Source organism: Streptococcus cristatus (assembly GCF_003943505.1).
Taxonomy (GTDB): domain Bacteria; phylum Bacillota; class Bacilli; order Lactobacillales; family Streptococcaceae; genus Streptococcus; species Streptococcus cristatus_E.
This window is the reverse complement of sequence record NZ_RJPS01000001.1, coordinates 41816-54901: the sequence shown is the minus strand read 5'-3', so window position 1 is coordinate 54901 and position 13086 is coordinate 41816. Positions and strand designations below refer to the sequence as shown.

The following is a 13086-nucleotide window of genomic DNA, read 5'->3' as shown; positions in this document are numbered from 1 at the left end:
ATGCAGATTCAGAAGAGTTTTAAGGGACAGTCGCCCTACGGCAAACTGTATTTGGTGGCGACTCCCATTGGAAATATGGACGACATGAGTATTCGCATGGTCAATACCCTCAAGGAAGTGGATGTCATTGCGGCCGAAGATACCCGAAATACAGGACTTTTGCTCAAGCACTTTGGAATTGAGACGCGGCAGATCAGCTTTCATGAGCACAATGCTCAGGAAAAGATACCGGTCTTGCTAGACTTACTCAAGTCAGGGCAAAATCTAGCCCAGGTATCCGATGCAGGCTTGCCCAGTATTTCGGATCCGGGGCATGATTTGGTCAAGGCGGCTATTGCTGAGGACATTGCTGTAGTAACGGTTCCGGGCCCCAGCGCTGGAATTTCCGCTCTGATTGCTAGTGGTTTAGCGCCCCAGCCTCATATTTTTTATGGTTTTTTGCCTCGCAAGTCTGGACAGCAGAAGGAATTTTTCGAGAGTAAAAAATCTTATCCAGAGACACAGATCTTTTACGAATCTCCTCATAGGGTCAAGGCTACGCTGGAAAATATGCTGGAAGTCTATGGCGACCGCTCGGTAGTTTTGGTTCGGGAATTAACCAAAATCTACGAAGAATACCAACGAGGAAGGATTCCTGAGTTGATAGACTATCTGGCGGAAAATTCTCTCAAGGGCGAGTGCCTCCTGATTGTGGCTGGTGCAAGTCTAGAGAAGGAAGAAAAAGCGAATGCGGATCTCTTGGCTGAAATTGACAGCTTGGTCCAATCCGGTAGCAAGAAAAATCAGGCCATCAAAGAAGTGGCCAAAAAATACGGGCGCAATAAGAGTCAGCTCTATGCCCTTTATCATGANGAAGACAGAANCTAGTCCTATTCGNCTAGTTTTTTTGTNCAAAATCCTCCTTTTGTTCGGGAATTNCCCCAAAAGAAAAATATCTTTGAAAGAATTATAGAAATTTTCTGAACATTGTGATATGATAGACAAAATACATTTTTGGAGGTAGGATATGACCATTTACAATTTTTCTGCTGGACCGGCAGTATTGCCCAAGGAAGTCTTGAAAAAAGCTCAGGCTGAGTTTTTAGACTATGCCCAAAGTGGCATGAGTGTGATGGAGCTGTCCCACCGATCCAAGGAATTTGACGATATTATCAAAGAAGCTGAGAGCTTGCTGCGTGAGCTCATGGCTATTCCAGACAATTACCGCGTACTATTTCTGCAGGGTGGAGCTTCTACTCAGTTTAGTATGATTCCCCTTAATCTAGCCCAAGGCGGCAAGGCCTATTACCTAGTAGCTGGATCTTGGGGCAAGAAAGCCTACACCGAAGCAGTTAAGCTGTCTAAGTTCATTCCGTTTGAGCCTATTCTTTTGGCTTCGTCAGAGGACTTAAATTACACGGAAATTCCTTCTTTTGATGAAAAGGAGGTTGATCCGCAGGCGGCCTATGTGCATCTGACAACCAATAATACTATTGAAGGAACGGCTATCTACGACCTGCCAGCGACCAATGGCGTGCCGATTGTGGCGGACATGTCTTCTAATATCCTGGCTGCTCAATACCGAGTAGAGGACTTCGGTTTGATTTATGCGGGAGCTCAGAAGAATATCGGACCTGCTGGTGTAACGGTAGTCATCATTCGTGAAGATCTGCTCAATGATGAGCCTGTTCTGTCTAGCATGTTGGATTACCGCATTCAGGCGGACAATGACTCTCTCTACAATACACCACCGACTTTCGCCATCTATATGGCCAAGCTGGTCTTTGAGTGGGTCAAGGAGCTGGGTGGCGTAGCAGAAATGGAAAAGCGCAATCGGGAAAAATCAGGACTTTTGTACGACTTCATTGAGCAGTCGGACTTTTATCGCAGTCCAGTCCGTTACAAGGAGCAGCGCTCAGTAGCTAATATTCCCTTTGTGTCTCCTAGCCCAGAGCTGGATGCCAAATTTAACAAAGAGGCTGCAGCAGCGGGATTCAAGAATATCAAGGGGCACCGCAGCGTAGGCGGCATGAGAGCTAGTCTCTACAATGCTTTTCCGCTTCAAGGTGTCAAGGACTTGATTGCCTTTATGCAGAAATTTGAAGAAGAAAATTCTTAAGAGAGGGAAATTATGGTCTTTAGTGTCAAAACCTTTAACAATATCAATCAAATCGGGCTTAAGGAGCTGGGCAATGCTTTTCAGATTGACGGAGATAAGTCGGACAATCCAGATGCTTATATCCTGCGCAGTCAAAACCTGCATGGACAGGAATTTCCAAGCAAGCTCAAAGCCATCGCGCGGGCAGGCGCAGGAACCAATAATATTCCTGTTGACCAGGCAACAGCGCAGGGAATTGTGGTCTTTAACACTCCAGGAGCTAATGCTAATGCGGTGAAAGAAGCGGTCTTGGCTTCCATTCTCCTGTCTGCTCGTGACTATATCGCAGCTAACAGTTGGGCTAACGGCCTTTCTGGAGAAGATGTTCCCAAGCAAGTGGAAGCTGGTAAGAAACAGTTTGCTGGGACAGAGATTGCAGAGAAGACTTTGGGAGTCATTGGGTTAGGAGCAATCGGTGGCCGTATTGCTAACGATGCCTATCGTCTGGGAATGAATGTCCTAGGTTATGATCCTTATGTATCCATTGAAACAGCTTGGAATATCTCTAGCCATGTCAAACGGGTAGCAGACATTAAGGAAATCTTTGAGAAGAGTGATTATATCACTATCCACGTCCCTCTGACTGAGGATACACGTGCTACTTTTGATCAGGCTGCTTTTGGTCTTATGCAAAAGGGAACAACCCTTATCAACTTTGCTCGTGGCGAGCTGGTGGACAATGTCGCCCTCTTTGAAGCTTTGGAAACAGGTGTTATCAAACGCTATATCACAGACTTTGGTGTAGAAGAGCTGCTCCGTCATCCGCAGATTACAGTCTTTCCGCATCTGGGCGGCTCAACAGAGGAAGCTGAGCTCAACTGTGCCATTATGGCTGGGAAAACCATCCGCCGCTTCATGGAAACGGGCGAGATTATCAACTCAGTGAATTTCCCTAATGTCCGTCAAGCTCTCTCAGCGCCTTATCGGATTACCCTGATTAACAAAAATGTACCGAATATTGTGGCTCGGATTTCAACAGCGGTCAGTGATTTAAATATCAATATCGACAATATCATCAACCGCTCTAAAGGCGACTATGCATATACTCTGCTGGATCTGGATGAGTCAGACGAAGGCAAGATTCAGGAGCTGGTTGATAAATTTGAAAACAGCGACAATATTGTGCGCGTGCGTTTGATTAAAAAATAATCGAGAAATAGACGGTGTTTCTTTATGGAGTGCGTCTGTGCCTGCCGATGAGCCTTTCACTTGTCGGCTTTTTCTAATGAGTCTCAGCTTGACAAGAAGGAGCTAGCTGGGCTATCATAGGGACGGAGGAAAAACAATGTTACAATTTATCGAATACCCAAAATGCTCTACCTGCCGTAAGGCCAAGGCTGAGCTTAATCAATTAGGAGTAGACTTTGAAGCGGTGGATATTGTCAAGGAAACGCCTAGCCAAGAGCAACTTTTGAAATGGATGACTCATTCAGATTTAGAGATTAAGTCTTTCTTTAATACCAGTGGTATCAAGTACCGAGAGTTGGGGCTCAAGGATAAGGTGCCTCAGTTTTCTGCTGAGGAGGCAGCCGCACTTTTGGCGACCGACGGCATGCTGATTAAGCGACCACTGCTAGTCCAAGATGATCGGATTGTGCAAATTGGTTACCGAACAGAATACAAAGAACTAAATCTGTAATCAAAGATGGGAAATTTCCTGTCTTTTTATGTTTTGCTGAAACAATTGAATTTGGCTAATCCATAGGGGCGCAGTATTTGATATGATTTCTAAGAAAGTCCCAATCAAAATCCTATAAAAGTTTCTCTTTTTATGAGAAAATAGAGGAAAAGATTGGAGGGATGTTTATGGCAGAAATTTATCTAGCAGGCGGCTGTTTCTGGGGCTTGGAGAAATATTTTTCTCGGATTGAAGGCGTTGAGGAGACGACAGTAGGCTATGCCAATGGACAAGTAGAGTCCACCAACTACCAGCTCATTCACCAGACGGACCATGCGGAGACGGTGCACTTAATTTATGACGAAGAAAACATCAGCCTGCGAGAAATTTTGCTCTACTATTTCCGAGTCATTGACCCCTTATCTATCAACAAACAGGGTAATGATATAGGCCGTCAGTATCGGACAGGTGTTTACTATGTCCGAGAGGAAGATCACGACATTATCGAGCAGGTTTTTGCTGAGCAGGAGGAGCAATTAGGACAAAAGTTGGCTGTAGAGCTAAAGCCCTTGCGCCATTATATCTTGGCCGAGGATTATCATCAGGATTATCTCAAGAAAAATCCGACGGGTTATTGCCATATCAATGTCAAGGATGCTGAGCAGCCCTTGGTAGATGCGGGCCATTATCCTAAGCCTAGCCAGCAGAAACTCAAAGCAGTGCTAAGTGAGGAGCAGTATCAGGTGACCCAGCAGAGCGCAACGGAGCGCCCTTTCCATAATGCTTACAATAGCACTTTTGAGGCAGGGATTTATGTTGATGTGACAACTGGCGAACCACTCTTTTTTGCGGCTGACAAGTTTGAATCTGGTTGTGGCTGGCCTAGCTTTGCTCGTCCTATCGCTCGCGAGCTTATCAAGTATTATCAAGATTTGAGTCATGGCATGGAGCGAATTGAAGTGCGGAGTCGCTCAGGAAATGCCCATTTGGGTCACGTCTTTACCGACGGTCCGCAGGAATTAGGCGGTCTGCGCTACTGCATCAATTCAGCAGCTCTGCGATTTATCCCGAAAGAGCAAATGGAAGAGGAAGGCTACGGCTACCTGCTATCCTATATGGACTAATGCTCACTTTCGTCGCTTGTCAACCTTCTCAAAATCTAGCTAAACTAGCCAGAAATAATCAGCCAATTTCCTCTTTTCTAACGCTCCAAGCATTTATATATGTAAATACCATAGAAAAGTGTATAATGGTTAGGAAAAGATAAATGTTATGGAAGGAATGCAAAATGGAGAAATTGGATATTACTACAATGTCTGATTATAAAAAGGTAGAAGCTGTTATTCAATTACTAATTGATGGAGTTTTGACCAGCTATCGTGTGGCGACAGATGCCAACATCAGCAAAATGAGCATCTTGACACTGGTCAAAGGTAGCAGCAAGATTAAGAATATTACTTATCAAACGGCTATTGCTCTGATTAATTGGTACGAAGAAAATCATGAAAAATACGGTATTACTATTCAATAAGTAGCCGATTTTACAGGGATATATATATAACTAGAATTCTATGAGTGCTTGCTTGTGGGATTCTTTTACTGAAGGAAAGAATGGCCTTTCCATTATTGCAGGAAAGGCAAAAATTTCATATAATGGAAATAAGAAAAATGAGCGTAGGAATGTCTGCTGGTGGTAGCAGCCCGCTAAATTTTTTATAAGGAGAACTCAATGTCACAATTATCTGTTAATGCCATTCGCTTTTTAGGAATTGACGCGATTGAAAAGTCTAAGTCAGGTCACCCTGGCGTTGTTATGGGGGCTGCGCCGATGGCTTACGACCTATTTACCAAACAACTGCGTATCAATCCAGCAGAGCCAAATTGGATTAACCGCGATCGCTTCGTTCTATCTGCAGGACACGGCTCTATGTTGCTTTATGCCTTGCTCCACCTGTCTGGCTTTAAAGATGTCAGCATGGAGGAAATCAAAAACTTCCGCCAATGGGGCTCTAAGACACCAGGTCACCCAGAGTTTGGTCATACAGCTGGAGTTGATGCGACGACTGGACCATTGGGACAAGGGATTTCTACAGCGACTGGATTTGCTCAAGCAGAGCGTTTCTTGGCTGCTAAGTACAACCGTGATGGTTATCCGATTTTCGACCATTACACTTATGTCATCTGTGGTGATGGCGATTTGATGGAGGGTGTTTCAGCTGAGGCTGCTTCTTACGCTGGTCTGCAAAAGCTTGACAAGCTGGTTGTCCTCTACGATTCAAATGATATCAACTTGGACGGGGAAACCAAAGATTCCTTTACAGAAGATGTTCGTGCCCGCTATGAAGCGTATGGTTGGCATACTGCCTTGGTAGAAGATGGAACAGACCTTGCAGCGATTGATGCGGCTATCAATGAAGCGAAGGCTTCTGGCAAGCCATCTTTGATTGAAGTCAAGACGATTATCGGATATGGTTCACCAAACAAGCAAGGAACCAATGCAGTTCACGGTGCGCCTCTTGGAGCAGAAGAAGCGGAAGCTACTCGTCAAGCCTTGGGTTGGGACTATGCGCCATTTGAGATTCCTGAGGAAGTCTATACTGACTACCGTACAAATGTGGCAGAGCGTGGTGCAGCGGCTTACGATGCTTGGAAACAGCTAGTAGAGGACTACAAGCAAGCTTATCCAGAATTGGCAGCAGAAGTAACAGCTATCATTGCTGGTCAGGATCCAGTAGAAATCAAACCAGAAGATTTCCCAGTGCTTGAAAATGGCTTCTCTCAAGCGACCCGTAATTCTAGCCAAGATGCCCTCAATGCAGCAGCTAAGGTGCTTCCAACTTTCCTCGGCGGTTCTGCTGACTTGGCTCACTCCAATATGACCTACATCAAAGAAGACGGTCTGCAGGATGATGCCCACCGTCTCAACCGCAATATCCAATTTGGTGTGCGCGAGTTTGCTATGGGAACTATTCTCAATGGTATGGCGCTTCATGGTGGTCTTCGCGTTTACGGTGGTACCTTCTTCGTATTCTCAGACTATGTTAAGGCAGCTGTTCGTTTGTCTGCTTTGCAAGGCTTGCCAGTGACTTATGTATTTACTCACGACTCTATTGCAGTTGGTGAAGATGGACCGACTCACGAACCGATTGAGCATTTAGCTGGTCTGCGTGCGATTCCAAACTTGACTGTTCTTCGCCCAGCAGATGCGCGTGAAACTCAGGCAGCTTGGTACCTAGCCCTTAAGAGCCAATCCACTCCGACTGCTCTGGTCTTGACCCGTCAAAATCTGACAGTTGAAGAAGGAACAGACTTTGACAAGGTAGCTAAAGGAGCTTATGTGGTTTACGAAACAGGAGCAGATTTCGATACTATCTTGTTGGCTTCTGGTTCTGAGGTTAATTTGGCTGTTGCAGCTGCTAAAGCACTTGCAGCAGAAGGTGCTAAAATTCGCGTGGTCAGCGTGCCATCAACAGAGCTTTTTGATGCTCAAGATGCAGCTTACAAAGAAGAAATTCTGCCAAATGCAGTTCGTCGCCGTGTAGCGATCGAAATGGCAGCTAGCCAGCCTTGGTACAAGTATGTCGGTCTGGACGGCGCAGTTATCGGAATTGATCAGTTCGGTGCCTCTGCTCCAGCAGGCAAGGTTCTGGAAGAATACGGCTTTACAGTTGAACACGTAGCAGAAGTTGTTAAAAATCTGAAATAAAAGGACATAAAATCAGGGTGTTGCTCATCCTGATTTTTTTGGAAATCATTTTCCTGCCTTGTCAAACGGGCCAAAATCTGCTATAGTAATTAGTAGATGAATTCCAAAGGAGAAGAGAAATGAATCCAACAATGATGATTATCTTTTTTGTTGTACTAGTAGGGATGATGTATTTCCAAGTACGGACACAGAAAAAGCAAGCTGAAAAACGGATGGAAAGCCTTAATAAACTGCAAAAAGGCTATGAAGTCATTACCATTGGTGGTCTTTACGGGACTGTTGATGAAGTTGATTCAGAGCGTAAGACTGTTGTCTTGGACGTAGACGGTGTTTTCTTGACATTTGAATTGGCAGCCATTAAGACGGTTTTGCCATTGACAGAAGGCATCCCAGCTGCTACGGGAGTGGAAGGCGATATCGCTGTGTCTGATGAAGATACTGCAATTGAAGAATAGGATATAGGGCAGTCGAGAGGCTGTCTTTTTTATTTTAAGGACATTTTGTAAGCTCATCTTTTACAATATTATAGTTGCACAATACTAGCGAAACCTGCCTACATCCACTACTAACTATTTATCATCAGCTCTGATAGACGAAAAATCAGCTCTCCTGCCCACATTTAAAGGATTTATGATATAATGAAATGATAAAACTTTAAATAGGATAAAAAATATGTTTAGTTTTAAGAAAAAAGAAAAGCTCGATGAGGCCTTGCTTGTTCCCAAGCATATAGGGATTATCATGGATGGCAATGGTCGTTGGGCTAAAAAACGTATGCAGCCGCGCGTCTTTGGCCATAAGGCAGGTATGGAAGCCTTGCAAGAAGTGACGATTGCAGCCAAGGAGATGGGTGTGCAGGTCTTGACGGTCTATGCCTTTTCAACGGAAAACTGGGCGCGACCAGAGAAAGAAGTGTCTTTCATTATGAATCTGCCAGTTGAATTTTATGACCGCTATGTGCCAGAATTGCACAGAAACAATGTAAAAATTCAAATGATTGGCGACACGAAGCGACTTCCTAAAGCAACCTTTGAGGCCTTGGAGAAGGCTGAGGAGCTGACTTGCTTGAATACGGGGTTGATTTTGAACTTCGCCCTGAACTACGGTGGCCGAGCTGAAATTAATCAAGCGGTTCAGAAGCTTGCCCAAGATGTTTTAGATGCGAAAGTCCAACCAGCTGATATTACAGAGGAAATGCTTGGAGCTTATCTCTACACCAGCAGTCTGCCTGCAAGTTTACGGGATCCTGACTTGGTCATTCGTACGAGTGGCGAGCTGCGCCTTAGCAATTTCCTCCCTTGGCAGACAGCATATAGCGAGTTGTATTTTACAGATATTCTTTGGCCGGATTTCGATGAGAAGGCTTTGAAAGATGCGGTTGTAGAATATAATCGTCGCAATCGACGCTTCGGCGGTGTATAAAGGAGGGAGAAAAAGATGAGTTTTGATTTACAAAGACGTCTTCTTTTTGGAGGAATTGCTCTAGCAATTTTTATTCCTCTAGTGAAGATGGGAGGGATTCCCTTCCAGATCAGCGTTGGTCTTCTAGCCATGTTGGCAGTGCATGAATTGCTTAAGATGAAGGGGCTTTCGACAGCGACCTTAGAGGGTGGATTGGCTATGCTGGCAGCTTTTGTCTTGACCCTGCCACTTGAGAACTACCTGAAATTTTTACCTGTGGACGGCAATGTGATGGCTTATGGCTTGGTCGTTTTCGTCTTGCTAGGAGCGACTGTTTTAGGTTCCTCTTATAGTTTTGAAGATGCGGCTTATCCGATTGCTTCTAGTTTTTATGTTGGTCTAGGTTTTAATGCTTTGATCGATGCCCGTTTGGTGAATGTAGACAAGGTTTTGCTGGCCCTCTTTATCGTCTGGGCCACAGACAGTGGGGCCTATCTGGTCGGTACTCGCTATGGGCGGAGAAAATTACTGCCAAAGATATCGCCAAATAAAACTATTGAAGGCAGTTTGGGAGGCATTATCTCAGCGGTGTTGGTTTCTACGATTTTTATGTCTGTTCGTCCGCAAGTTGCCACTCCGTATAGCTTTGTGACCATGCTGCTCTTAACTGTTGTCTTTAGTATTGCTGGCCAATTCGGCGACTTGGTAGAGAGCGCCATCAAGCGTCACTTTGGTGTCAAAGACTCAGGGAAATTTATTCCTGGGCATGGCGGTGTTTTGGATCGCTTTGATAGCTTGCTTTTTGTCTTTCCACTGATGCACTTCTTCGGCTTGTTCTAAGAAGTATAGAGGACAAGCAGCCTAAAGCCCTCTTGGCTTAATGAACAATCTTAAGAGAAAGATTACACTTATGCAGATTATTACATTTATTATTATTTTTGGGATCATCGTGGTGGTTCATGAGTTTGGACATTTCTACTTTGCCAAAAAATCAGGCATTCTAGTTCGTGAGTTTGCCATTGGGATGGGGCCGAAAATTTTTGCTCATATTGGCAAGGATGGAACAGCCTACACGATTCGGATTCTGCCGCTAGGTGGCTATGTCCGCATGGCTGGCTGGGGCGAGGATTCGACAGAAATCAAAACAGGTACGCCAGCAAGTCTAACTCTGAATGAAGAGGGAAAAGTCGTACGCATCAATCTGTCTGGCAAGAAAATCGATCAGACGGCTCTGCCTATGAATGTGACCAGTTTTGATTTTGAAGAAAAACTAGAGATTACAGGGCTGGTCTTAGATGAAAGCAAGACTTATTCTGTCGATCACGATGCGACCATTGTTGAGGAAGACGGAACGGAAGTTCGGATTGCTCCGCTGGATGTCCAGTATCAAAATGCAAGTATCTGGGGACGCCTGATGACCAACTTTGCTGGTCCAATGAACAACTTTATCTTAAGTATTGTCGTGTACTCTCTCCTTGCCTTTATGCAGGGAGGTGCAGTGGACTACTATAGCAACCATGTTCAGGTCGTTCCCCAAGGAGTGGTGGCTAAGGCTGGTTTGAAAGACAATGACCAGATCGTTCAGATCAATGAATACAAGGTTTCCAACTGGGATGAGTTGACAGATTCTGTCCAGAAGGCCACCCGTGATCAAGGAAAAAATCCAGAAGTAACGATTACCTATGAACGAGACGGGAAGACTCAAAAAGTGACGGTCCAACCAGAAGAAGATGGTGGACGCTATTATATCGGTGTGACCAATGCTGTCAAGACGGGCTTCCTCGATAAGCTTCTGTCAGGTGTGACAGATACTTGGTACACAGCAACTCGTATCTTAACGGCCTTGAAGGATATCATCTTCCACTTTAGTTTGAACAAGTTGGGTGGTCCGGTAGCGATCTACAAAGCGAGTTCGCAAGCCGCGGAGCTTGGACTTCCAGCTATCCTGTCCCTGATGGCCATGTTGTCCATCAATATCGGAATCTTTAACTTGATCCCCATTCCGGCCTTGGACGGTGGAAAAATTGTCCTCAATATTCTTGAGGCTATCCGTCGCAAACCCTTGAAACGAGAAACAGAAAGCTATGTTACCCTCGCAGGGGTAGCTGTCATGGTTGTCCTCATGATTGCTGTGACTTGGAATGATATTATGAAATTGTTCTTCTAACATTTTAAAAGATTGAAAAATATTCTATGAAGGAGTTTTGTTTTTATGAAACAAAGTAAAATGCTAATCCCAACGCTGCGCGAAATGCCAAGCGATGCTCAGGTTATCAGCCATGCCCTTATGTTGCGGGCTGGCTATGTTCGCCAAGTTTCTGCGGGAGTTTACTCTTATCTGCCACTGGCTAACCGTGTTATTGAAAAGGCTAAAAAAATCATGCGGGAAGAGTTTGATAAGATTGGTGCAGTGGAGATGTTGGCTCCGGCCCTTCTCAGTGCAGATCTCTGGCGTGAGTCAGGTCGTTACGAGACTTACGGTGAAGACCTCTACAAGCTGAAAAACCGTGAAAAGTCAGACTTTATCCTAGGTCCGACACATGAAGAGACCTTTACTTCTATTGTCCGTGACTCTGTTAAATCTTACAAGCAATTACCTCTCAACCTCTATCAAATCCAGCCTAAGTACCGCGACGAAAAGCGCCCACGTAATGGACTTCTTCGTACCCGTGAATTTATCATGAAAGATGGTTATAGTTTCCATGCTAACTATGATAGTTTGGATGTGACTTATGATGAGTACAAATCTGCTTATGAAAAAATCTTCACTCGCAGCGAACTAGATTTCAAAGCCATTATCGGTGACGGTGGTGCCATGGGTGGTAAGGACAGTCAGGAATTTATGGCGATCACACCTACTCGTACAGACCTTGACCGTTGGGTGGTTTTGGACAAGTCAGTTGCCTCATTTGATGAAATTCCTGCAGAAGTGCAAGAAGAAATCAAGGCAGAATTACTCAAATGGATGGTCTCTGGTGAAGATACCATTGCCTACTCTAGCGAGTCTAGCTATGCGGCCAACTTAGAAATGGCAACCAATGCTTACAAACCAAATAAAAAAGTAGTGACTGAAGCAGAGTTGGTGCGTGTAGAAACTCCTGACTACAAGACCATTGATGAGGTAGCAGCTTTCCTACAAATTGATACAGAAGAAACAATCAAGACTTTGGTCTACATGGCTGATGACAAGCCTGTCGTAGCGCTCCTTGTCGGCAATGACCAACTCAACGAAGTCAAGCTGAAAAACCATTTGGGTGCAGATTTCTTTGAAGTCGCTAATGAAGAGGATGTTCGTCAGCTCTTGGGCGCAGGCTTTGGATCACTAGGCCCAGTCAATCTGCCAGAAGATGTGACTATTATCGCAGACCGTAGAGTCCAAGACCTTTCTAACGCCGTGGCAGGAGCCAATGAAGATGGCTACCACTTGACTGGTGTTAATCCAGGTCGTGACTTTAGCCCAGAGTATGTGGATATCCGCGAAGTTCGTGAAGGTGAAGTGTCTCCGGACGGTCAAGGTATCCTTAAGTTTGCTCGTGGGATTGAGATTGGGCATATCTTCAAGCTGGGAACGCGCTACTCTGACAGCATGAATGCCAATGTCTTGGATGAAAATGGCCGAGCAGTACCGATGATTATGGGATGCTATGGTATCGGTGTCAGCCGCCTCCTGTCTGCTGTTATGGAGCAGCACGCTCGTCTCTTTGTCAATAAAACTCCTAAGGGTGAATTCCGCTATGCTTGGGGTATCAACTTCCCGAAAGAGCTGGCACCATTCGACGTGCACCTGATTCCGGTCAATGTCAAGGACGAGGAAGCTCTTGCACTGACTGACCAAATCGAGGCTAACTTGTTGAGTGCTGGTTATGAAGTCTTGGTGGATGATCGCAATGAGCGTGCGGGTGTTAAGTTCAGTGACAGCGATTTGATTGGTCTCCCAATCCGTGTGACAGTTGGTAAAAAAGCCGCAGAAGGCATTGTTGAAGTCAAGATTAAGGCTACGGGTGATACCATTGAAGTCCACGCTGATAATCTGCTAGAAACTCTGTCTATTTTGACAAAATAAAACAGTAGTTTAGGACAAAAGTCCTAGCCTCTCAATTGTCTTTGGATTGTCGAGCAAGACGCAGTGGTTGAGTGGGCTCTACTACGCTGATTTCATCAGCCTTTACAGCCCTACTCAACTGTGCGGAGGTGGGACGACGAAATCGAATTCTAACGAATTAC

The 13086-nt window shown here is 45.0% G+C and carries 12 protein-coding genes; all 12 read left to right on the top strand.

Annotated features, from left to right (window positions below):
* Positions 1–867, top strand: a complete 867-nt coding sequence (rsmI, locus tag D8792_RS00245) for a 16S rRNA (cytidine(1402)-2'-O)-methyltransferase (protein WP_125372437.1) — start codon at positions 1–3, stop codon at positions 865–867.
* A 139-nt stretch (positions 868–1006) separates the two neighbouring features.
* Positions 1007–2098, top strand: coding sequence for a 3-phosphoserine/phosphohydroxythreonine transaminase (gene serC, locus D8792_RS00240; RefSeq protein WP_125372436.1), 1092 nt, complete (start codon positions 1007–1009; stop codon positions 2096–2098).
* Between the two features lie 12 nt (positions 2099–2110).
* Positions 2111–3286, top strand: coding sequence for a 3-phosphoglycerate dehydrogenase family protein (locus tag D8792_RS00235; protein ID WP_125372435.1), 1176 nt, complete (start codon positions 2111–2113; stop codon positions 3284–3286).
* Between the two features lie 136 nt (positions 3287–3422).
* Positions 3423–3776, top strand: a complete 354-nt coding sequence (locus tag D8792_RS00230) for an arsenate reductase family protein (protein ID WP_048792204.1) — start codon at positions 3423–3425, stop codon at positions 3774–3776.
* A gap of 167 nt (positions 3777–3943) precedes the next feature.
* Positions 3944–4879 (top strand): peptide-methionine (R)-S-oxide reductase MsrB, encoded by a 936-nt coding sequence (msrB, locus tag D8792_RS00225; RefSeq protein ID WP_048792203.1) that lies wholly within the window; start codon positions 3944–3946, stop codon positions 4877–4879.
* A 164-nt stretch (positions 4880–5043) separates the two neighbouring features.
* Positions 5044–5286: a hypothetical protein gene (locus tag D8792_RS00220; protein WP_005592291.1), complete on the top strand. Its 243-nt coding sequence runs from the start codon at positions 5044–5046 to the stop codon at positions 5284–5286.
* A gap of 198 nt (positions 5287–5484) precedes the next feature.
* A complete protein-coding gene (gene tkt / locus D8792_RS00215) occupies positions 5485–7461 on the top strand; it encodes a transketolase (protein WP_125372434.1) in 1977 nt (658 codons plus the stop codon).
* A 119-nt stretch (positions 7462–7580) separates the two neighbouring features.
* Positions 7581–7916, top strand: a complete 336-nt coding sequence (gene yajC, locus D8792_RS00210) for a preprotein translocase subunit YajC (RefSeq protein ID WP_125372110.1) — start codon at positions 7581–7583, stop codon at positions 7914–7916.
* A gap of 217 nt (positions 7917–8133) precedes the next feature.
* Entirely contained in the window at positions 8134–8883 is a 750-nt protein-coding gene (uppS, locus tag D8792_RS00205) for an undecaprenyl pyrophosphate synthase (RefSeq protein WP_125372433.1), read from the top strand.
* 15 nt (positions 8884–8898) lie between these two features.
* Complete coding sequence (locus D8792_RS00200; protein WP_125372432.1) at positions 8899–9702, top strand: phosphatidate cytidylyltransferase; 804 nt, start codon at positions 8899–8901, stop codon at positions 9700–9702.
* Between the two features lie 70 nt (positions 9703–9772).
* On the top strand, positions 9773–11029 hold the full coding sequence (rseP, locus tag D8792_RS00195) for an RIP metalloprotease RseP (RefSeq protein WP_125372431.1): 1257 nt from the start codon (positions 9773–9775) through the stop codon (positions 11027–11029).
* A 45-nt stretch (positions 11030–11074) separates the two neighbouring features.
* Complete coding sequence (locus D8792_RS00190; RefSeq protein WP_125372430.1) at positions 11075–12925, top strand: proline--tRNA ligase; 1851 nt, start codon at positions 11075–11077, stop codon at positions 12923–12925.
* Positions 12926–13086 lie beyond the last annotated feature (161 nt).